Below are 22,503 nucleotides of genomic sequence, written 5' to 3' on the forward strand. Positions count from 1 at the left end.
CCGCGGCACCCTCCGCCGCCACCCCGCGCCTCGGCTGCGCCTGACCCGCCACCCAAGCCAACAGCTCCTGAGTTCTTCGACCCGACACGCCGGTGAAGGGTGGAAGAACTCAGGAGCTGTTGGCTGAGGCGGAGGGTCAGGCGAGGGTGAGCGTCTCGGGGGCGTGGCGCACGGGGAAGTTGACGCTCGCGGCGATGAAGCACTTCTCGGCGGCCGGTGCGTGGAGGGACTCGGCGAGCTCGCGCTGGGCGGGGTCGGCGAGCGTGACCCGCGGGCGCAGGGTCGCCTCGGTGAAGTGGCCTCCCCCGTTTCCGGTCTGCTCCATGGTGCCGGTGGCCGCATCCGTGTAGCCGACCACCACGAGGCCCGCCCGGGCCGCCTCGGCCAGGTAGCTGAGCATGTGGCACTGCGCGAGCGCGGCCAGCAGCAGCTCCTCCGGGTTCCAGCGGTCGCGGTCGCCGAAGAACACGCGGTCGGCCGACCCCTCGATGGGATGCTTGCCCTCGGCGCTCACGACGTGGTCGCGGCCATACGCCTTGTACCCGCTCGTGCCCTCTCCGCGGTTGCCGGTCCACTGCAGGTCGATCGCGTACGCGTGCTCGAGCTTCATGCTCCGATTCTCGCACCCCGGTTAGACTCGGATCACCATGACTGACACCGTGAGCACCCCCGCGCCCGTCTTCTCCGTTCCACAAGAACGCCGCATCGTCACCGCCGTCCCCGGCCCCAAGTCGCAGGAGCTGCACCAGCGACGCCTGGCGGTCATCCCGACCGGCGTCTCCTCGGCCCTGCCCGTGTACATCGCCAAGGCGAACGGCGCGATCCTGGTGGATGTGGACGGCAACCAGTTCGTCGACTTCGGCGCGGGCATCGGCGTGACCACGGTCGGCCACACCGAGACGGCGGTCGTGGAGGCCGCGGCCGGTCAGCTGCAGGACGTCATCCACACCCTCTTCACCATCACGCCGTACGAGGAGTACGTGCGGGTCGCGGAGCTGCTCGCGGAGCACACCCCCGGCGACCACGCCAAGAAGACCGTGCTGGTCAACTCCGGCGCGGAGGCCGTCGAGAACGGCGTCAAGATCGCCCGCAAGTTCACCGGCCGTCGCGCCGTCGCGGTGCTCGACCACGCCTACCACGGCCGCACCAACCTCACGATGGCGATGAACTACAAGGCCATGCCGTACGCGACCGGCTTCGGCCCGTTCGCCGGCGACGTCTACCACGCCCCCAACTCCTACCCGTACCGCGACGGCCTCACCGGCGCCGAGGCGGCGGCACGGACCATCGCGTACCTGGAGAAGGTCGTCGGCGCGTCCGATCTGGCCTGCCTCGTCGCCGAGCCGATCCAGGGCGAGGGCGGTTTCATCGTCCCGGCGGAGGGGTACCTGGCCGCACTGCAGGAGTGGTGCACGGCCAACGGCGTCGTCTTCATCGCCGACGAGATCCAGAGCGGCATGGCGCGCACCGGCGCGTTCTACGCCAGCGAGCACTTCGGCGTCGTGCCCGACCTGGTGCTCAGCGCCAAGGGCATCGCCGGCGGCCTGCCGCTCGCCGCGGTCACCGGCCGCGCCGAGATCATGGATGCCGCCCAGCCCGGCGGGCTCGGCGGCACCTTCGGCGGCAACCCCGTCGCCGCCGCTGCCGCGATCGCCGTCTTCGAGACCATCGAGCGCAACGACCTCCTCGCGGAGGGCCGCCGCATCGAGAAGGCGCTCAAGCCGGCGCTCGAGAAGCTGCAGGAGAAGTACGACATCATCGGCGACGTCCGCGGCGTCGGTGCGATGATCGCCGTCGAGCTCGTGAAGCCCGGCACCGCGCAGACGACGAAGGAGCCGAACCCGGAGGCGGTCAACGCGATCGTCGCTGCGGCGGCACAGCAGGGCATCCTCTTCCTCAACGCCGGCACCTGGGGCAACGTGCTCCGCTTCCTCCCGAGCCTCGCGGTCTCCGACGCCCTGATCGCCGACGCCGTGTCGGTGATCGACGACGCCATCGCCGCCCTGTGAGCGGGGAGGACGCCGTGACGGCCCAGGTGTTCTCCGTCGACGAGTCGGTGGAGCTCGCGGTGGTCGAGCGCAGCGGCTTCGTCGAGTCGCGCCACGCGGGCTCCGCGGTCGTGCTCGGGCCGGAGGGCGACGTCCTCCGCACCCTGGGCGCGCCGGAGCGGCCGGTGTTCCCGCGGTCGAGCATGAAGCCGTTCCAGGCGGTCGCTGTCATGGGCGCGGGCGTGCCGCTCGAGGGCGCGAGCGCCGTGCTCGCGACCGCCAGCCATGCCGGGACGCCCGCGCACCTCTCGGTGGTGCGCAAGCTCCTGGCCCAGGCCCAGCTGACGGATGACGCCCTCCGCTGCCCCGCCGACTGGCCGCTCGACACGGCCGCGCGTGACGACCTGGTCCGCGCGGGCGAGCACAAGCACCCCGTGTACATGAACTGCTCGGGCAAGCACGCCGCGATGCTCCTCGCCTGCCGGGTCAACGGCTGGCCGACCGAGAGCTACCTCGACCCGTCGCACCCGATGCAGCAGCACATCCGGGACACGGTCGAGCGGCTCACCGGCGAGAAGGTCGTCGCGACCGGCGTCGACGGCTGCGGCGCCCCCGTGCACGCGATGTCTCTGTTGGCGCTCGCGCGCGGTGTCCAGCGGATCGCCACGGCATCCGACGGCTCCCCGTTCGCGCTGTTCCGCAACGCCGCGCTGCTGAAGAACGCGGTGCTGGCCGACGGCTGGGCGATCGACGGTCCCGGACGCGCGAATACGGTCGTGATCGATGAACTCGGCGTCTTCGCCAAGGGCGGTGCCGAGGGCGTCATGGTCATGGCGGCGCCCGACGGCACCACCGTGACGCTGAAGGTGCTCGACGGCAGCCTCCGGGCCGCGTCCATCGTCGCCCTGCGCCTGCTCGCCGACGCCGGCGCGCTGACGCACGACGACGTCGACGCCGTGGCTCCGAAGCTCGACCTGGCCGTCCTCGGCCGCGGCGCCCCCGTCGGCGCCATCCGAGCCTCCTACGCCTGACCCCCTGCTCGCATGCTGATATTCTACGCCGACGAATACGGTGACCACTCGATGACGACTGCCAAGTCAGAACCGGCTGTTCTGAAGGCGGGCACGAGCGAGTTCTTCATTCTCTCTGCCGTCGGCGTGCGGGATACGTCCCGGAAGCCCCTTGCGGAGGCGCTTTTCGACATCAAGCGCAAGCACTTCGGCGAGTCCGTCGCAGACGAGCCCTGGAACGCGAGCGAGATCAAAGGTCGGTTCCTCTTTCGCGCCACGCGGAGCGTCGCCTCAGGCAATGTCCTCGCAAGCCCTGCGAGCTATCAGCGACTCGACTCGCGGGCGAAGGTGGACGGTCTGATCACGGACCTTGGCCTCGTGTTCACGAAGTATCGCCCTTTGATCTTCACTGTGGCCGTAGATAAGCGCGAACTCATCTCCCGGAAATCGACGACCCATCCGTTGGGCGCCGCGTACGCCTACATTCACCAGCGCATCGCCCTCACCATGGAAAAACTGTACGCCGGCGATGCCGCGATCGTGGTTGCAGATCAGCAGACACAGCACGAGGCGTTCTTCCGAAGTGGTGGTCTTCATGCGAGTCGTGAGGCATTTCCTCTCAAGCCCAACTTCAATCTGGTGCTCGACAAGCCGCTATGGGTGGATACCGATCTCAGTTCATGGGACCGAGAGATCATTCAGCTCGCCGATATCGTCGCCTACACGACAGCCGAATGCATGAAGCGAAACAGCCCTCCGCCCGAGGCGTGTTACCTGTGGGAGCAGATCCGTTCGTGCCTGGCAATGAACTGGTCGACCGGCAGAATCCTCGGCGGCGGTTTTGCCGTCCACCCGAAGTCGGCTCCTGTGCCTGCGCTGTAGAACGAGAAGCCGGCGCAAGTGCAAGGCCCACCGGATTCCAGAAGGCCGATGCTTGCGCCGGCCCCTGAAGCGTAGCAGACGAGATCAGGGGAACTCGACGGTGGTGGGCTACTGGCGGGCGAGACGCTTGGCGCGGGCGGCGGCGGTCAGCTGCGAGATCAGCACCACGAGGATGGTGAGGATGAAGACCGCGCTCGCGATCACGTTCGCCTGCGCCGGGATGCCGCGGCTCGCCGCGATGTAGATGTACATCGGGAACGTGGTCACCGCTCCGGCGTTGAAGTTCGTGATGATGAAGTCGTCGAAGCTGAGCGAGAACGACAGCAGCGCCGCCGACAGGATGCCGGGCAGCAGCAGCGGGAACGTGATGCGCCAGAACACCGCGTTCGGCGACCCGTACAGGTCGCGCCCCGCCTCCTCCAGCGCCGGGTCGAGCGAGGCCACCCGCGCCTTCACCGTCACGACCACGAAGCTGATGCAGAACATCACGTGGGCGATGATGATCGTCCCGAAGCCCTTGTTCACGCCCAGGCTGAGGAACTGGGCCGCGAGGCCGGCGCCGAGCACGACCTCCGGGCTCGCCATCGGGAGGAACAGCAGCAGGCTGGTCTGCGACCGCAGCCGGAACCGGTAGCGCATCAGGGCGATCGCGATCATCGTGCCGAGCACCGTCGCGACCACCGTCGACACGATTCCGATGATGATGCTCGCCATGAACGCGTCGCAGATGCCGGCCGCGTCGCACACGTTCGTCCAGTTGCGCAGGGTGAAGCCGCGCCACGCGATGTTGTTCTTGATCGCGTCGTTGAATGAGAACACGAACGTGTAGACGATCGGGATGAGCAGGAACGCGAGCGCGAGGAACGCGTAGACCCCGAGTCCCAGCCCCTTGAACCTCCGCCGCGGGGCCGGACGCCCGGGCGCGACGGGTGCGGCGCCGGGCACCGCGCCCGGCTCGGTCATCATGGCGGTCACAGCAGGTCCTCCGTCCCGCTCCGGCGCACGTACACACCGACGATCACGAGGATGACGGCCATCAGGATGACCGACATCGCCGCCGCCGTCGGGTAGTTCTGCAGCACGAGGAAGTTGCTCTCGATGACGTTGCCCATCATCGAGGTGTCGGCCGCTCCCAGGAAATCCTGCGAGGCGTTGATGTAGTCGCCGGCCGCCGGGATGAACGTGAGCAGCGTCCCGGAGACGATGCCCGGCATCGAGAGCGGCACGGTCACCTTGCGGAACGTCGTCCACGGGCTCGCGTACAGGTCCTGGCCCGCCTCCAGCAGGCGCGTGTCCAGCCGCTCCAGGGTCGAGTACAGCGGGAGGCACATGAACGGGATGAAGTTGTACGTGAGACCGAAGATCACCGAGAACGGCGTCCCGGTGATGTGGGCGTCCGGCGGGAGGACCGAGATCGCCTTCAGCGAGCTGGCCACCCAGCCGTCGTCGCTGAGGATCGCCTTCCACGCCAGCGTCCGCAGCAGGAAGCTGATGAAGAAAGGCGCGATGACCAGGGTCATCAGCAGGTTCTGCGCCAGCGGCCGGCCCCGCATCTTCACGCCGATGAAGTACGCCAGCGGGTAGCTGATCAGCAGCGCCGCGGCGGTGGCGATCAGCGCGTACCCGAACGAGCGCAGGATCTGCGGCCAGTACTCGGCGATCGAGTCGGTGTAGTTCTGCCACTGGAACGCGGTCTGGTACTGGCCGATGTCCCCGTCCACGACGGGCGCCTGGAACGACGTGATGATCAGCGAGACCAGCGGCGTGAGGAAGAACAGGACGAGGTAGAGCACGCCGGGCAGCAGGAGGACGAGCGCGATGCCGCTCTTGCGGCGGACCGCGGGCTCCTGGTCCTGCGTCGGCGGCGCCCCGGTGAACGCGGCGAGGGCCATTACGCCTCCTCCAGCTCCGACAGCATCCGCTCCCGGGCCTGCGCGGCGATCGCCTGGGTGTCGGCGTCGTCGACGAACCGGCCGTCGGCGGGGGGCTCGTCGGCGAGCACGAACGTGTGCGCCGCGTCCCACGCCACCCACACCTCGTCGCCCAGCTGGGCGACCGGGCCGCTGGCCAGGTTCTGCGCGAAGACGACGATCGTGCCGACGCCCGGGATGTCGACCAGGTACTGCGTGCTCACACCGCTGAACGAGACGTCGGTCACCCGGCCAGGCCCGAGCGAGTTCGCCCCGGACGGGATGGTCTCCGGCGACGCGTGCAGCGTCAGCTTCTCGGGGCGGACGCCGACCGTCACGTACCCGCTGGTGCGCTGCGCGCGCGACCGCGGCACCTGGATGCGGTTGCCGCCGACATCCACGCCGAGCGTCTCCGAGCCGATCTCCTGCACGGGACCGGCGAACAGGTTCGACTGGCCGAGGAAGTTCGCCACGAACACCGTCGACGGCAGCTCGTAGAGCACCTCGGGCGAACCCATCTGCTCGATCCGGCCCTTGTTCATCACGGCGACGGTGTCGGCCATGGTCATGGCCTCCTCCTGGTCGTGCGTGACGTGCACGAAGGTGAGCCCGACCTCGGTCTGGATGGACTTCAGCTCCAGCTGCATCTGCCGCCTCAGCTTCAGGTCGAGCGCGCCGAGCGGCTCGTCGAGCAGCAGGAGCGCCGGCCGGTTGACGATCGCGCGGGCGAGCGCCACGCGCTGCTGTTGGCCACCGGACAGCTGCGCCGGCCTCCGTGCCGCAAGGTGGTCGAGCTCGACCAGCCGGAGGGCCTCGTGCGCCTTGCCGACCGGGTCGCCGATCTTCCGGCGGCGCAGCCCGAAGGCGACGTTCTCGAGGATGGTCATGTGCGGGAAGAGCGCGTAGCTCTGGAACACGGTGTTCACCGGACGCTGGTACGTCTTCGTGCGCGTGACGTCCTGACCGCCGATCAGGATGCGGCCCTCGGTCGGCTCCTCCAGCCCCGCGACCAGGCGCAGGGTCGTGGTCTTGCCGCAGCCGCTCGGGCCGAGCAGGGCGAAGAAGGATCCGGCCGGGATGGTCAGGTCGAGGTGCTCGATCGCGGTGAATCCCGGGAACCGCTTCTTGATGCCGTCGAGCTGCAGGTCGGCGCCGGACTCGGCGAATACTCCCTTGGCCATCAGGCCCCCAGGATCACTTTCTGGAACGCCGCCTGGTACTTCTGCTCCTCGGCGGGCTTCAGCGTGCGGAACACCTTCACCTTCGACAGCGTCGACTCGTCGGGGAAGATCAGCTGGTTGTCGGCCAGCTTCGGGTCGATCTTCGCCGCCTCCTCCTTCGCACCCTGCACCGGCGTGATGTAGTTGACCCACGCCGCCACCTCGGCCGCGACCTCGGGCTGGTAGTAGTAGTCGATCAGCTTCTCGGCGTTCGCCTTCTGCGACGAGCCGATCGGGATGACGAAGTTGTCGCTCCAGAGAGTGCCGCCGGCCTCCGGGATGGCGAACTGCCAGTTGTCGCCGGCCTCCGCGTTCAACTGGGTGATGTCGCCCGACCAGCAGATCGCGGCGAGCGTGTCGCCCGACTTGAGGTCGTTGAGGTACGAGTTGCCCTTGATGTTGCGGATCTGCCCGTCGCTGACGTGCTTGGTCAGGGTGTCGATGGCCTTGTTGAAGTCGTCGTCGCTGAAGTCCTTGGAGATGTCGACGCCCTGCTGCATCATGATCAGCCCCATGGTGTCCCGCATCTCGCTGAGGACGCCGACCTTGCCCTTCAGGTCGGAGCTCCACAGGTCGTCGATCGACTTGAGGCCCTTCGGCAGCTTCTCCTTGTTCCAGCAGATGCCGGCGAAGCCGCTCTGCCACGGCAGGGACTTCTTGCGGCCCGGGTCGAAGTCGACGTCCTGCAGGTTGGAGACGAGGTTCTTCTTGTTCGGGATCTTCGCCTCGTCGAACGTCTGCACGTAGCCGAGCCGGATCCAGCGGGCGATCATCCAGTCGGTGAGGCAGACGGTGTCGGCGCCGATGTCCTTGCCGAGCGCCAGCTGGTCCTTGACCTTGGCGTAGTAGGTGTTGTTGTCGTCGACGGCGACGTCGTACTTGACCTTGATACCCGACTGCTTCTGGAACGCCTCGAGCGTCGGGTACTTGCCGTTGTCGTCCTGGTCGAGGTAGGCCTGCCAGTTGGCCCAGGTCATCGACTTGTCCGTGGCCGACTGGTCCTTCGCGGGGGTCGGTTTGTTGGACGCTCCGCCGGTCGAACAGGCGGCCAGCGCCAGCGCGGCTGCGCCGGCCCCCGCTCCCGCGAGGAGGCCGCGGCGCGTCAGCTGGGACGCCCGCGAGGACTGCACGATCCGGCGGATCATCGGGTCTTGCGGAAGGTTGCTCGGTTTCACTGTGGTGCTCCTTGGGGGATCGAACACGGACCACGGGCGACGGCGCTTCGGCGGCACGTCCTCGTGCCGTCGCGGTGGACCCGATCCTGACACAGAACCGTGGCGATCCGCATCAGAATGTGGCCGGATCGTCCATTTGGAAACACAATCTTTACGAAATCCGTGCCGAATCGGTCGAAACGGCCGGGAAACCGCAGACTGGGCGTTCTGCGACAGACCCGGGACGAGGTCGCGCACTTCGGGCATGGCCAGCTGCGGAAATCCTCCGCCGATCCCACCCCGGTCCGCGAAATCAGCATCCGAATGCGTGCATTTCAGTCGAAATCCTCCGTGAAGCCCGCTATGGTGAGACCGAACCACCATGTCGAGTGTCGAAGGAGCCCCATGAAGGTCGCGATCCCCCGCGAGATCAAGAACAACGAGTTCCGGGTGGCGATCACGCCGGCCGGTGTGCACGACCTGGTCGGCGCCGGGCACGAGGTCTACGTCGAGACGGGCGCGGGCGTCGGGTCGTCGATCCCCGACGAGCTCTACGCCGGTGCGGGGGCCACCATCCTCCCCGACGCGGCGGCCACCTGGGCGGCCGGCGAGCTCATCCTGAAGGTGAAGGAGCCGATCGAGAGCGAGTACGGCTACTTCCGCGAGGGGCTCGTGCTCTTCACGTACCTGCACCTGGCCGCCGACGAGGCGCTCACGCGCGCGCTCATCGACAGCGGCGTGACGGCGATCGCCTACGAGACCGTGCAGCTGCCGACCCGGGCGCTTCCGCTGCTCGCGCCGATGAGCGAGGTCGCCGGCCGGCTCGCGCCGATCGTCGGCGCCAACACCATGCTGAAGCCCAACGGCGGACCGGGCCTGCTCGTCCCGGGCGTCCCCGGCACCCACCCGGCAGTCGTCACCGTGCTGGGCGGCGGCGTGGCCGGCACGAACGCGATCTCGGTCGCGGTCGGCCTCGGCGCCGAGGTCACCGTGCTCGACACCAACATCCAGCGCCTGCGCGAGCTCGACGCTCTGTACGCCGGGCGCATCAAGACGATCGCCTCGAACAGCTTCGAGATCGACAAGGCGGTCGTCGCCTCCGACCTCGTCATCGGCTCGGTGCTCGTGCCCGGTGCGAAGGCGCCGAAGCTGGTCACCAACGAGCTGGTGTCGCGGATGAAGGCGGGCAGCGTCCTCGTCGACATCGCGGTGGACCAGGGCGGCTGCTTCGAGGACTCCCACCCGACGACGCACGCCGACCCCACCTTCACGGTGCACCAGTCGGTCTTCTACTGCGTGGCCAACATGCCGGGCGCGGTGCCGCACACCTCGACCTACGCGCTGACGAACGCGACCCTCCCCTACGCGCGGGCGATCGCGAACCGCGGCTGGCGGGAGGCGCTGCGGGCCGACGCGAGTCTGGCTCTCGGCCTCAACGTCCACGCGGGCGCCGTCACCAACGAGGGCGTCGCCTCGGCCCACAACCTCGACGCGACCTCCATCGCCACCGCCCTCGCCTGACCCGCCGCAGGCAATCAGCTCCGGAGTTCTTCGACCCGACACGCCGTCGATCGGTCGAACAACTCCGGAGCTGTTGGCTTGTGAAGGGGGTCAGGAGGAGGTCAGGAGACGTCGAACCACTGGTCGCCGATCTCGACACGGGTGCCGCGGGTGACGCGGTAGCGGCGGCCGGCCTCGCACTGACGCGGGACGCCGCCGAGCGGGTGCGCGATCGTGCCGTTGCCGGAGTAGCGGTCGCAGATCCAGAGCTCGTCGCCCTCCAGGCCGAACTCGAGGTGCGTCTTGGAGACGCTGCGGGTCGGGTCGGAGACGACGACGAGCTGGTCGACGTGCTCCCCCGGCTGCGTGATCGGTCGCCGGCCGACGAGCCCGGAGCCGGACACCTCCACCACGTCCCCGGTCGAGAAGCTGAGCGTGTAGCGGTGCTGCACCGGGGGATGCGCCGGCGGCGCCTGCTCCACGGGCACGATCGTCATGGCCTGCGTCGGCGGCAGGCCGTCCTCGTCGAGGAGCACGTCGTCCGGGAACCGCCCGGCGACCGCGGGCGCGGGCGGACGCTCGGCGAGCGACGGGGAGATGATCGAGGTGTCGGACGGCCGCGGGTCCGCGACCTCCGGCGGCCGCAGGCGCGACGAGGTGACCGAGCTGCCGCACATCGGGCAGAACAGGGTGCCCTCGGCGAGTTCCGCACCGCAGACGCGACAGATCATCGATCCCTCCTGGTTCCCTTGCGTCTTCCACGGTAGCCGAGGGATCGCAGGGAGACGGCCGCGAGCAGCCGCTTCCACCGCGTGTCGCGCTTCGCGAGCTGCGAGCGCAGGTCGTCGACCGCCTTCCAGACCGAGTCCGCCTCGGCCGGGGTCGGCGCCAGGCCGCTGAAGGTGGCACGGTCGGCGACGCTGGCGAGCGCGTGCGCGCGGGAGCCGCCGATCGTGCCGGCGAACTCGACGCGGGTCGCCGCGGGCGGCGGGTCGTAGCCGTGGTCGACGGCGGCGTCGGCGAACTCCCGCCAGCCGCCGACGATGCGCTCGCGCGCCGTGGAGGCGGAGCGCCGCAGGGTGCGGCGGCGCCACTTCGCCGCCAGCACCGCGAGGAACGGCGAGACGAGCAGGGCCAGGACGAGCAGCATCCACCCGACGGCGACCAGGATCGCGAGCAGCGTCTCCAGCACCGGATTCGGCCGCGGCTGGTTCGACGGGTCGACCTGCGCCTGCGGCGGCTCGTCGTTGCGCTGCGGGTTGTCGTCCACGGGCGGCTGCACGTTGGTCTGCGGGCGGGAGATCTGGGTCGGCTGGTCCGGCTGCTTCGGCGGGACCGGGCGCAGCGGCGGCGTGGGGTCGACCGTCACCCAGCCGGTGTTCGTCTGCACCTCGATCCAGGCCGAGATGTCGGAGCCGACGAAGGTCACGGCCGAGCCGGTGACGTCCTTCGGGGCGGCGAAGCCGACCACGACACGTGCCGGGAAGCCGAGCTGCCGGGCCATGAGCGCCGCCGTGACGGCGTACTGCTCCTGGTCGCCCAGCATCGGGACGTCGGTCAGCAGCTCCGTGATCCGGTCGGCGCCGTGCCCGGAGCGGCTGGCCGGCTCGTCCGGCCCGACGCCGTGGCTGATGTAGCCGTCCTGCGCCAGCCCGCGCAGGGCGGCGGCGAGCTTCGCACCCGCGCCCGAGACCCCTGCCGTGTACTTCTGCAGAACGGACTGCAGCTCGTCCGGGATCACCGACGGCCGCGGGACCGAGTCGGTGCCGGGCTGCACCTTCTCGAGCTGGGATGCGGTCAGCAGCGGCTTCACCACCGACTCGGCCGTGTACGCGTCCCCGCTGCGCAGCGGCGAGGTGACCGCGCCCGTCCCGGTGACGTCGTTGTAGTAGAACGAGCCGGAGAGGTCGGCGGCATTGCGTCCGCTGAACGCCAGCTGTTCCAGCTGGCCGCTGCCCGGGAGCCAGGGACCCCGGTAGCCGCGGACCACCACGCTCATGCTCACCGGCTTGCCGTCCACGCCGCTCTGGTCGATGCGGTACGGGACGCGCGTGAACGAGCCGGACGCGCTGGTCACGTCTCCGCTGCCGACCGCGTAGGTGACGCCGTCGTAGGTGTCGAGCGTCGCGATCCGGACCCGGCGGTCGGCGGGCAGCCCCTCGACCGTGATCATCGGCTCGTCCGCCCTGGCCGGCTGCAGGTACGACCGGAACCCGCTGAGCGGGCTCGGGTAGTCCCGCGGGTCGAACGGCTGCGCGACCGCCGTGCGCACGACCTGGCGGTCGGTCGCCGGCGGGAGGAGCGCGGCGGCCGCGATGCCCGCCGCGGAGGCGGTCACCAGCATCACCGCGGCGCCGGCGGTGGTCAGCAGGGCGGTGGAGCGGCGCTCGCTCCGGGACTCGACCAGCAGGCCGCTCTGCTCGCGGAGCGTGCGCACGGCGGCGGACCTCCGCTGCAGCCGGAAGCGGATCAGCCACGCCATCAGCACCGCGAACAGCGCGAGCAGCAGGGCGAGCGGCACGGAGGCGACGGACGGCCCGAGCAGGATGCCCGCGACGAGGAGCAGCACCGGCGGGATCGCGGCGAGCTCCGGCCGCGACGACCGGAGCGCGGTCGTGACGGTCACCACGGTCGCGAGCAGCACGAGCAGGAACGCGGGCACCAGCAGGGCCTGGTACGACCCGACCGGGACGCTGATCGTCACCAGTTGCTTCCAGCTGAGCCAGGTGCCCCGGACCAGGTCGACGAAGCCCGTCCATGACGGCAGGAGCCCGCCAGCCACCGCCCCGGTCGGCACGGCGAGCTGCACCCCCAGCGCCAGGTAGGCGACCACGACGAGGCCGGCGACCAGGATGCTGGGCAGCCGGAACGCCCATCCCGCGACGGCGATCGCCGTGCCCGCCAGGAGCGTGACGACCAGCATGAGGACGAACGCCGGCGACTGGTAGACCGGCCAGAAAGACCACGCGCCGAGCCCGACGGCCGCGAGGGCGAAGACGACGTCGACGAGCGCGGAGGCGGAGCGGCGGGCGGGCATCAGGTCGCCAGCCGTTTCGCGAGGCTGCGCTGCAGGTCCTCGAGGTAGCCGATGGTGAGCACGCTGAGGTCGGCGACGCGGCGCAGGGACGGGACGGCGCCCTCGTCGCACACGATCGCGACCACGTCCACGCCGAGCGGGAAGTGCGCGGCCGCCGCCCGCAGCTGCGACGCGGACAGCGTCGACCCGCAGACGAGGAAGGCGATGGAGGTGCCTGCCGAGTCCTCGGACGCCACCTGCGCGAGCTCCGGGAGGCGCAGCGCAGCATCCGACAGCTCCACGCCGGACAGGTCGTCGAGCAGCCGGCCCCGGTTGACGGTGCTGAGTCGGCGGGCGCTGAACACCATCCGCTTGGCGAAGTCGGGCGTCTCCGCGCTCGCCACGACCGACACCGTGCGCGAGTCGTGCATCGCGCGGACGCCGAGCGAGCCGGTCGCGCTCACCGCGAGCTCGAACTCCTCCTCGGTGGCGTAGTCCGCCTCCGACAGGCTGAGGGCGACGAGGAGGTGGCTGCGCCGGGTCTCCTCGAACTGGCGCACCATGTAGCTGCCGGTCTTGGCGGTCGACTTCCAGTGGATGTAGCGGCGCTCGTCGCCCGGCACGTACTCCCGCAGAGCGTGGAACGCAATGTCGCTGGAGGTCAGGTCGCGCGTCGGCGATCCCTCCAGGTCGCGCACGAAGCCGGTGCTCATGCTCGGGATGGCGATGATGCGCGGGTGCACGAACAGGTCGAGCGAGTCGGCCCAGACCATCTCGCGCCGCAGCAGCCCGATCGGGTCCGCGCGCACGGTGCGCACCGGTCCGATCGGCACGATCCCGCGGCGGGTCGCCGGCACGACGAAGACGTCCGAGTGCTCCTCCCCCGCCCCGAGCGACGGCGCGGCGAACTCGGCGAGGCCCGCGCCGACCGGCACCTCGACGCGCACGCCGGGCAGGCGGCGGCGCAGCGGGTTCCGGATGGCGACCTCCCCCGGTGCGCGGTCGCCGACCACCACCCGGTTGGCCGGGAGCGACAGCCCCACGTCGTAGGCGGTCCTCCCGATCAGATAGCCGGACGCGACGACCAGGAGGGCGACCGCCGCCCAGCCGGCGACGACCGACTCGACCCAGCCCCAGACGTAACCGGCGGTGAGCGCGAGCACGGCGAGCAGCAGCACGGACCAGCCGAGGGCCGTGACCACGCCGCTCACGCGCCGCGCGACCGCCGCGACCGTGCGCCCGGCGGTGGCGGAGGTGCGCACGATCCACACGATCGCGTCGGCGAGGAACCCTTCGCGCTCGCCGACGATGCGGGCGCGCGCGTTGGTGAGCTCGGTCTGCGAACGGGTGACGGTGGTCACACGGCGGCCCGATCGCTCGGCGGCGGGGTCTCGATGAGCAGCTGGCCGACGATGCTGGATGCGCTGACGCCCTCGAACTCGGCCTCCGGGTCGAGCACGAGGCGGTGGGCGAGCACCGGCTCGGCCAGGGCCTTCACGTCGTCGGGCGTGACGTAGTAGCGGCCGGAGGCGGCGGCCAGCGTCTTCGCCGCGCGCAGCAGGGCGAGGGCGCCGCGGACGCTGACGCCGAGCCGGATCTCGTCGGCGGTGCGGCTGGCCTCCACCAGGCGGGAGACGTAGTCGTTGATGGTGGGATCGACGTGGACGCCGCGCGCGATGGTCGCCATCTCGACGACGGTGGCCGCGGAGATGACCTCGGGCACCACGACTTCGTGCGCCTTCCGCTCCGATCCCTCCAGGATGCGCAGCGTCGCCTCGTGGTCGGGGTAGCCGATCGACGCCTTCATCAGGAAGCGGTCGAGCTGCGCCTCGGGGAGCCGGTAGGTGCCCGCCTGCTCGATCGGGTTCTGCGTCGCGATCACCATGAACGGGGCGCCGACCGAGTGCCGCACGCCGTCGACGGTGACCTGCTGCTCCTCCATGACCTCCAGCAGCGCGGACTGGGTCTTCGGGCTGGCGCGGTTGATCTCGTCGGCGAGCACGATGTTGGCGAACACCGGGCCGCGGTGGAACTCGAACGCGCCGGAGCGCTGGTCGTAGATGTTGACGCCGGTGATGTCGCCCGGAAGCAGGTCGGGGGTGAACTGGACGCGGTTGGTCGTGCCGCGCACGCTCTCCGCGATCGCGCGGGCGAGCGAGGTCTTGCCCGTCCCGGGGTAGTCCTCGAGCAGAAGGTGGCCCTCGCTGAACAGCGCGGTCAGGGCGAGCCGGATCACGTGGGTCTTGCCGAGGAGCACCCGGTCGATGTTCCCGACGAGGCGCTCGAACACTCCGGAGAACCAGCCGGCCTGCTCGGGGGTCATCGTCATGCTCCGGCCTCTTTCGGTGCGGGGCGCGGCTTCTCTGGCCGCGGGGGAAGGGATGCGTGCCGCGGGATGCGGCAACACTCAGTATGGCGTCCGGGGATCACTGCAGGCTCGATCCCGGGTACTGCTGGGGATACGTGTCGCCGCCGGAGACGACCCGGATCGTCAGGATCGGGTTCTGGTCGTTCGCCGGAGCGGTGCAGGAGGCGGTCTGCCCGGCCGCCGGCATCGGCAGCTGGGTCGTCCCGTCGCACGAGTAGGTGACGGCGGTGTAGTCGCCGGTCGGCCAGCTGGTCCAGGTGAAGACGTGGCTGGCGGGGTCGTAGCGGCCCCCGCCGATCGCGGTGTTCACGGCGACTCCGAGCGATGCGCTCGCCGACTGCGTCGAGCAGAGGCGCGAGCCGTCCGGGTATCCCTCGCAGATGCGCGTGAACTGGACCGTCATGTCGACGCCGTAGTGGTTCGCGCCGGTGCCGTCGAGGACGCCGGAGGTTCCGTTCAGCGTTCCGGTGTCGAGGATCGCGCCGCCGTTCTTCGCCACCAGCCGGTAGTCGATCTGCGGGTTCGACCCGCCGCCGGCCCGGTACGACAGCGAGACCGGGAAGTCCCAGGTGGTGCCGTCCTGCTGCAGCTTGCCCACGGAGATGCTGTTCTGGTCGATCTGGCCCGGCGCCTGCCGCGGCGTCGCGCTGACCACGGCGGCGGCTGTGCAGCCCTGCCCGTTGTAGGCGTAGACGACGAAGTTGTAGCTCTGGTTCGGGCTCAGTCCGTCGAAGACCGTGCTCCCGCCCTGCACCGGGTTCAGGCGCGGGTCGACGCTCTTCGTCGGGTTCCCGGTCTCGACGCCCGACACCGAGCATCCCGGGACCCCGCCGCCCTGGAACACGCCGGCGTAGTAGGTGCTGATGGCCTTGCCGTTGTCGCCGAAGACGTTCGACCAGCTGAGCGTCACGCTGGTTCCGTTGGTCGTGTCCGGGGTGGCGACGGGAGCGACGCCCGTCGTCGTGGGGGCTCCCGCGGGCACACCGCTCCCCTGGCTCTGGTTCCAGGTGGTGCGGCCCTGGTAGAACTCGTTGCGCGAGGAGACCGTGAAGCCGATGCTCGAGCCGTTCGCGATCCCCGCGTCAGTGATGTTGAGCGCGTAGCCGGTGCCGACCGCGTCGGAGCCGGAGACCTGGAGCGCATTCGTCACGCCGCCGACGGACACCACGTACGAGGTGATCGGGCTCGCCCCCGGCGCATCCGCGGGCTTCGTCCAGGAGATGCGCAGACCGTGGTCGAGGGGTGCCGCGGAGAGACCGGTCGGGGCGTTCGGGATGACGTCGGACCACACCGGTTCGACGTACGCCGTCGGGTCGGAGAGCCCGAGGGCGTTCCTGGCCCGGACGCTGAGGGTCACGGCGTTCGACGGCCCGTTGCCGGGGGTGGCGATGGCACAGGTCGTGGTGGCGCACGGGGTCGTGGACAGTACCGCGCCGGTGGCCGCGTCCGCCATGGTCACCTCGAAACCGGTGATCGGCGAGTTGTTGAACGCACCGGGGATCCAGCTCACCGTCAGGCTGCGGTCGCCGATGCTGCCGATCTGGACGTTGGACACGGGAGCAGGCCGGTCCTGCACCGACACGGTCACCGTGCCCCAGGTGTACCGGTCGGGGTCGCCGGTCGCATCCGCCACCTCGTACTGCAGGGTGGCATCCGCCGCCGCCGCGGTCGGAGACACCGAGATCTGCAGCCGCGAGTTGTCGGCGCTCGGGGTGATGCTCACGCCGTCCGGAAGGCCGCTGCCCAGTCCGCGGACGGCGAGGACGCGCAGCGGCTTGTCGGGGAACGGATTGGTCGCGCTGTCGTTCGCGAGCACATCGACGCTGGTGGTCTGGCCGCGCGGGGCGATGACGCGGTCCGGCTGCGGGCTCGCGAGCGGCCGCGTCGAGGGCACCACCGAGATGTCGATGCGCCCCGCCTGGCCGACGTTCACCGCATCCTTCACCCCGATGGACAGCGACGGATGCGAGCCCTTCTGCGTCCCGGTCGCGACGGTCAGGGTGAGCTTCTGCCCGTCGAGGGAGGCGCTCACACCGGCCGGGCGCGGGTCCTGGATGGAGTACACCAGCTCGCCCTGGTCCTTGGCGTACGGGTACTTCGTCACCTTCGTGAGGTCGATGGTCTTCGTCTGGCCGGGCTCGAAGTCGATCAGCGCCCCGGTGAACACCGGCGGCTGGTTCTCGCGCGGTGTGACGTCGATCGGGAGCACGATCGTGGCGACGTTGCCGTTCGGGTCGGTCGCACTCGAGCCGTCGGTCACCTGGAACGAGATCGACGCGGGGCCGAAGTACCGCGGGGACGACGTGAACTGCAGCGTGTCGGAACCGGCGACCAGGTCGTCGCCGTTCGCGTGCGTGGCGCGCACGGTCGCGGCGTCGGTGAGCCGGACCTTGCGGCCGCCGACCGCGACGATGTAGTCGTTCAGGTGGATGGTGAGGGTCTTCTCGCTCACGACGCTGAGCTTGGGTGCGCCGCGCTTCAGCTGCGGGAGGGCGTCGTCGTATCCGGGGACGTGCACGAAACCGTAGGCGACGACCGACTCGTCCTCCGGGTTGGCGACCTTGAACGGGACGATCTGGCTCTTGGCGCCGATCGCGATCCGGACGCGCTTCGAAGCCGTGACCTGGGCGTCGCTGGTGTAGCCGGGAACCAGCGAGAGCTTGAGGGTCGAGACGGGGCCGTCCGCGAAGAAGACGTTGGCGAGCACGTTGACATCGACGTGGTCCTTGCCGAGGATGTCGGACAATCCGAGCGTGGTGTCGGAGACCACCGGACGCGCCGGCGGCGCCTTGTCGTCGACCGTCAGCCGAAGGAACGCCTGACTCGTGCCGCCGCGCTCGTTCTGGATCGTGTACAGGAACCCGTACGCGCCCTCGGTCTTCGGCGCGGTCACCACGACCAGTGGTCCGCTCACCTTCGCCTTCGCTTTGCCGTCGAGAGACGACACCGCCGTCACGGTCAGCGGGCTGCCGTCCGGGTCGCTGTCGTTGGCGAGCACCTGGACGCTGAGCGTCCGTCCCGGCCGCGTCGTCACGTCGTCCTCGACCGCCACCGGATTGCGGGCGCCCTCGACGCGCGACGCGATGCCGACGCGGACGGTCCCGGTCGCCCGTGCGCCGAGCGCGTCGACCACGGCGTAGGTGAAGGTGTCGGTGCCCGCGGCGTAGTCGCCGGCCTGGAAGTCCATCCAGTCGGGGCCGGAGGCGATCACCGCACCCTTCTGCGGGTTCGTCTCCTGACCGATGAACTGCACGGAGTCGCCGTCCGGGTCGATGCCCGACAGCGGGATCGTGATCCGGACCGTGTCGCCGGCCAGGACGCGTGCGGTCACCGTCTTCGGGACGGGCGGGTTGTTGGTGGCGGCGTCGCGCTCGCGCACGGCGATGGTCACCTCGGCCGTCGCCCACTGCCCGTCGGCGCCGTAGACCTTGTAGGCGGCGGTGTAGTTGCCCGGTCTGCCCGGAGCCAGGTACCGCAGGTGGTCGCCGCTCGCGAACAGCAGGCCCGCTCCGCTCGGGAGCGGGGTGGCGAGCGTGGGGTCGAGGGTGAGCTTGTCGCCGTCGGGCTGCACATCGTTGGCGAGCACCGGGATGTCGACCACGTCGTGCACGCGCACCGAGACGCTGTCCGGCGCGGCGATCGGCGGCTGGTGGACGGTCAGCGGCGGCAGCTGAACGACGGTCACCGTGCCCACGGTGTCGGCCAGGCCGTTGCTCAGCCTGTAGTGGAAGTCGACCGGACCGTCGAGGGGCCGGCTGAGCGTGACCCGGAGGGTGCGCTGCTGCAGCACCTGCACGCGCACCCCCGTGGCCGGCTCCGGCTCGGTCACCCCGGTGACGAGGAGCACCCCTCCGGAGGGGTCGATGTCGGTGGAGAGCACGTTGACGTCCTGCGTCGACTGCTCCCGGATGAACGCCGTGTGAGGAACCGCGATGGGCGCGGTCTTCGCCCCGGGCGGCGCCTTCACCTCCACGCGGACGATTCCCGTCGCCGTGACGACGCCGTCGGTGGCGGAGTACTCGATGTTGTGCGTCCCGGGCTGGTCGGACTCGAAGCGGAAGGTGCCGCCCTGGTAGTCGGGGGTGATCGTCGCATCCGCCTTCGACGGGACGGTGCTCAGCCGGACGGTGCCGTTGCCGCCGCGCACATGGTCGAGCGGCGAGACGGTCACCTCCTGGCCCTGGTAGGCCACCACGGCGAACGGGTCGGCGATGATCGGCACCTGGCCCGGGGGCCGCACGGTGACGGCGAGAAGGCCGGCCGATTCGGCGCGGCCGTCGGAGAGCGTGAGCGCCACATCCTTCACCGCGGCGCCGTCGCCGTGATCGGAGTACGCGACCTGGCCCTGCGGGGTGAAGGTGACGGAGTCGGGCGCGGGAACCGACGCCCCCGCCAGGTAGAACGAGTCGCCGTCCGGGTCGTAGCAGTCGCCCAGCACCGTCGACGAGACCCGGCCGCCGGTCTGCACGACGGCCTTGGCGTTCCGCACGCAGACGGGAGGCGAGTTCTCGGAGGGCGAGCGCACGGTCACCACGACGTGCGCCGTCGCGGTGCCGCCGCGGCCGTCGGAGATGGTGTAGTCGAACGCGATCGAGCCGCTCGCGGTGTCGGGCAGCGAGATCTGCAGCTGCTGGTCGGAGTTGGTCAGCTCCAGCGTGCCCTGCGTCGCCGGGATGGCCGTGAACGAGTCGATCGTGAGCACGTCGCCGTTCGGGTCGTAGTCGTTGAGCAGCACCGGGAGCGGCGTCACCCGCCCCGGCCGGGCGCCGAACGCGTCGTCGACGGCGACGGGCGGCTGCTCCTGCTTCTCGTACTGCGGCGCGGTGTCCTGCTTGGTCTGGTCGACCAACTCCTTCGTCGTCTTCTTGGAGACCAGCTCGTCCCAGTTGTCGATCCGGGCGTTGCCGCTCTGCACCGCCCAGGAGACGCCGGAGCGCCCGTCGTTGAGCACGACCCGGTCGCCGTTCGCGCGGAAGCCGAGCGTCGCGCCGGAGGGCACGTCCTTCAGAGTCGACCTCTCCCCCGACCCGTCCGCCGCGCACGAGCGCCAGGCGGTGCCGTCCGACCAGGCCGCGTAGGTGCAGCCCGCCACCGTCACCGGGGCGGCGGCCGTCCCCGTGCCCGTCGCAGCCCTCTTCGCCTTGCCCCCGTCGAGCGGCACGCGCACGAGTCCGGCGGTCGAGGAGATCCAGGCCGCGTCGCCGTGCGCCGACGGCTGCTGCAGCACGGGGTCGGACCCTTCGGGCAGCAGGGCGGAGAGCGCGACCGCGCGTCCGTCGATCCACACCGTGCGCTGGTCCGGGTCGAGCAGCGCCCAGTGACCCGCGACCGAGGTGAGGGAGACCGCTGCCCCGTCGCCCCGCGTCCCCACCTTCTGCGTCGTGGTCGACGGCTCCGCCGCATCCAGGTCGACGCGCACCACCGTGCGGGTCGCCGGCTGGTAGGCGAACAGGATGCCGGAGGGATCCATCGCCGACACGGCCCGGCCGCCCAGATCGATCGTGGCGGCCGAACCGGAGTTGAACTGGTCGAGCTGGCCGACCGTGGTGAGCCAGAGCTGGCCGGTCGTCTGCGACAGCAGGGCGACGTGCCCTCCGGCCAGCGACACCTGCGGGGCGCGCGGCGGCAGCGCGACCGACTTGCCCGCCTCGGCTTTGGCCGGGTCGACCACCGCGACGGTGTTCGCCTCGCGGTCGACCAAGAGGACGTCCTCGCCGTCCTGGACCACATCGAGCGCCTCGCCGGTGCCGGCGACAACCGAGTTGAGGCGGTCGATCTCGGTGTTGGCACGGCCGAGCGACTTCTTCGCGTCGCTCGCCACCCACACCGCGGCGTCGTTCAGCTGCAGGTGCTGCGCGCTGTACCCGCCCGAGACCACCGCCAGCGTGGTCACCAGGGCGGCCACCGCCGTCCCGCTCACGGCCGTCGCCGCCACCGACTTGTGGGCGGCGAGCCAGGCGCCGAGAGTGGCCAGGCGGCTCACGTCCCGTCCGTCCTCTCGACGCACTTCTGGCCGCTCGGCGTCCCCGGCTTCCCGTCGCGGTTGACGGTGACCGTGACGCACACGGTCTGGCCGGGCTTCGCATCCACCCGGAACTCGGTCGCGTGCTGGCTGGCCGGCGGCTGCTCGTCGACCGCCACCTGGTAGGTGTCGCCGTCCTGGAGGCCCGGATCGCTCCAGCTGAAGACGATGGTGCTCCCGGCGACCCGGCCGCTGAGGTCGCGGACGGTGGGGATGTCGGAGTTCGCGCCTGCCCGCACCAGGACGATGGACGCCGTCACGGCGAGGACGACCACGAGCGCTGCGCAGGCGATCAGCGAGACCACGAGCGCGCGCGAGGTCCTGGCCGGCGCGGCCTGGTTCGACGGGGAGCTGCCTCCGGTCTCGCGTACCACCGTGCGCGTCGGCGCCCTCGTGACGGTCGCGGACGCCGGGACGGCACGGCGGCGACGGCGGCGCTCGCCGGGATCGACGGCGACGACGCCCTTCACCCGCGTGCGGTCCTCGGGGTCACCGGCGGTCGCCAGCGCCCAGTCGTCCATCGCGACTTCGATCGGCGTCTGCGGCAGGCCGAGCTCGGCCTCCACCGCCTGCAGCTCGCGGATGAACTCCAGCGCGCTGCGCTGCCGCTGCGACGGCTTGCGCGACATCGACTTCAGCAGCACCTGCTCGAGCCGCGGCGGGACGTCGGCGCGGCCGATCGGCAGCGGGCGGCCCTTGGTGATGCGCTGGATGAGCTCGGCGGAGGTGTTCTCCTTGCCCGGCACCTCGAACGGCGATCGTCCGGCCAGCAGGGAGTAGATGGTCGCCCCGAGCGACCACACCTCGCTCGCGATGGTGCCGCTCGTCTCGTCGAGGAGCACCTCCGGCGCCGACCACGGGATGGAGAGTCCGATCGCCTCCGTCACATCCGCCTCGCTGAGGGTGGCGGCGATGCCGAAGTCGCTCAGCACCGGATGGCCGTAGGCCGTGCTCAGGATGTTGGAGGGCTTGATGTCGCGGTGCAGCACCCCGGCGCGGTGCGCGGTCTCGACGGCGCTGGCGATGCGCACCCCGATGCCGAGCACCTCCGGCACCGACAGCGGCTCCGAACGGTAGCGCTGCCCGATCGCGGCGGAGCACAGCTCCATCACGAGGTAGGGCCGCCCGTCGGAGGAGACGCTGGCCTGGTACACGGTCAGAATCGACGGATGCGTGCTCAGCTGCGCCATGAGGTTGGCCTCGGCCTGGAACATCTGCTTCACCTGGCTGGTGACGACTTCGGCCAGCATGACCTTGACGGCGACCTGGCGGCGGGGCATGTTCTGTTCGTACAGGAACACGTCGGCGAAACCGCCCGAACCGAGCACCCGGACGTACGAGAAACCGGGGAGGTTGGGCGGCTGGGATGGCAGACGCCGGGCCATCGGCTCCCTCCCGTTCCTCGGCGAAGACGCGTTCGCTCGTGCTCAGCG

General features: G+C 70.5%; 15 protein-coding genes. 4 read left to right on the forward strand and 11 right to left on the reverse strand.

What is annotated here, in order from left to right; all coding sequences use genetic code 11:
- Positions 1–136 precede the first annotated feature (136 nt).
- Entirely contained in the window at positions 137–610 is a 474-nt protein-coding gene (locus HNO83_RS09475) for an OsmC family protein (RefSeq protein ID WP_175337291.1), read from the reverse strand.
- Between the two features lie 37 nt (positions 611–647).
- Here HNO83_RS09475 and gabT point away from each other — a divergent pair, with 37 nt between their 5' ends.
- The 3 genes from gabT to HNO83_RS09490 are packed head-to-tail and all read left to right on the forward strand — an operon-like array spanning position 648 to position 3,880.
- Complete coding sequence (gene gabT, locus HNO83_RS09480; RefSeq protein WP_175337292.1) at positions 648–2,009, forward strand: 4-aminobutyrate--2-oxoglutarate transaminase; 1,362 nt, start codon at positions 648–650, stop codon at positions 2,007–2,009.
- Positions 2,010–2,023: 14 nt separating this feature from the next.
- Positions 2,024–3,019 (forward strand): asparaginase, encoded by a 996-nt coding sequence (locus tag HNO83_RS09485; RefSeq protein WP_349627117.1) that lies wholly within the window; start codon positions 2,024–2,026, stop codon positions 3,017–3,019.
- A 12-nt stretch (positions 3,020–3,031) separates the two neighbouring features.
- A complete protein-coding gene (locus HNO83_RS09490) occupies positions 3,032–3,880 on the forward strand; it encodes a DUF3800 domain-containing protein (protein WP_283810082.1) in 849 nt (282 codons plus the stop codon).
- 108 nt (positions 3,881–3,988) lie between these two features.
- Here the strand turns inward: HNO83_RS09490 and HNO83_RS09495 are convergent, their stop codons facing one another.
- From HNO83_RS09495 to HNO83_RS09510, 4 genes are read right to left on the reverse strand one after another with little or no spacing between them, the layout of a single operon-like run.
- The gene (locus HNO83_RS09495; protein ID WP_502708431.1) at positions 3,989–4,846 is read right to left on the reverse strand and encodes an ABC transporter permease; all 858 of its coding nucleotides are present in this window, start codon (positions 4,844–4,846) and stop codon (positions 3,989–3,991) included.
- Positions 4,847–4,851: 5 nt separating this feature from the next.
- A complete protein-coding gene (locus HNO83_RS09500; RefSeq protein ID WP_175337295.1) occupies positions 4,852–5,772 on the reverse strand; it encodes an ABC transporter permease in 921 nt (306 codons plus the stop codon).
- Positions 5,772–6,971, reverse strand: a complete 1,200-nt coding sequence (locus HNO83_RS09505; protein WP_175337296.1) for an ABC transporter ATP-binding protein — start codon at positions 6,969–6,971, stop codon at positions 5,772–5,774. Before HNO83_RS09505 ends, HNO83_RS09500 begins: the two co-directional genes overlap by 1 nt.
- Entirely contained in the window at positions 6,971–8,185 is a 1,215-nt protein-coding gene (locus tag HNO83_RS09510) for an ABC transporter substrate-binding protein (protein WP_175337297.1), read from the reverse strand. The genes HNO83_RS09505 and HNO83_RS09510 overlap by 1 nt, the downstream gene beginning before the upstream one ends.
- A gap of 384 nt (positions 8,186–8,569) precedes the next feature.
- Here HNO83_RS09510 and ald point away from each other — a divergent pair, with 384 nt between their 5' ends.
- A complete protein-coding gene (gene ald / locus HNO83_RS09515) occupies positions 8,570–9,685 on the forward strand; it encodes an alanine dehydrogenase (RefSeq protein WP_175337298.1) in 1,116 nt (371 codons plus the stop codon).
- A gap of 101 nt (positions 9,686–9,786) precedes the next feature.
- Here the strand turns inward: ald and HNO83_RS09520 are convergent, their stop codons facing one another.
- The 6 genes from HNO83_RS09520 to HNO83_RS09545 all read right to left on the reverse strand — a co-directional run bounded on the left by HNO83_RS09520 (position 9,787) and on the right by HNO83_RS09545 (position 22,455).
- On the reverse strand, positions 9,787–10,395 hold the full coding sequence (locus HNO83_RS09520) for a zinc-ribbon domain-containing protein (protein WP_175337299.1): 609 nt from the start codon (positions 10,393–10,395) through the stop codon (positions 9,787–9,789).
- The gene (locus HNO83_RS09525; RefSeq protein WP_175337300.1) at positions 10,392–12,701 is read right to left on the reverse strand and encodes a transglutaminase TgpA family protein; all 2,310 of its coding nucleotides are present in this window, start codon (positions 12,699–12,701) and stop codon (positions 10,392–10,394) included. Before HNO83_RS09525 ends, HNO83_RS09520 begins: the two co-directional genes overlap by 4 nt.
- Positions 12,701–14,041 (reverse strand): DUF58 domain-containing protein, encoded by a 1,341-nt coding sequence (locus HNO83_RS20760; RefSeq protein WP_175337301.1) that lies wholly within the window; start codon positions 14,039–14,041, stop codon positions 12,701–12,703. Before HNO83_RS20760 ends, HNO83_RS09525 begins: the two co-directional genes overlap by 1 nt.
- The gene (locus tag HNO83_RS09535) at positions 14,038–15,009 is read right to left on the reverse strand and encodes an AAA family ATPase (protein WP_175337302.1); all 972 of its coding nucleotides are present in this window, start codon (positions 15,007–15,009) and stop codon (positions 14,038–14,040) included. Before HNO83_RS09535 ends, HNO83_RS20760 begins: the two co-directional genes overlap by 4 nt.
- Before the next feature lie 97 nt (positions 15,010–15,106).
- Positions 15,107–21,031 carry an Ig-like domain-containing protein gene (locus tag HNO83_RS09540; protein WP_175337303.1) on the reverse strand — a complete coding sequence of 1,975 codons (5,925 nt, stop codon included), beginning with the start codon at positions 21,029–21,031 and terminating at the stop codon, positions 15,107–15,109.
- On the reverse strand, positions 21,028–22,455 hold the full coding sequence (locus tag HNO83_RS09545; protein WP_175337304.1) for a serine/threonine-protein kinase: 1,428 nt from the start codon (positions 22,453–22,455) through the stop codon (positions 21,028–21,030). The genes HNO83_RS09540 and HNO83_RS09545 overlap by 4 nt, the downstream gene beginning before the upstream one ends.
- Positions 22,456–22,503 lie beyond the last annotated feature (48 nt).

Origin of the sequence: Leifsonia sp. C5G2, assembly GCF_013359685.1 — a bacterium.
Lineage (GTDB): Bacteria > Actinomycetota > Actinomycetes > Actinomycetales > Microbacteriaceae > Leifsonia.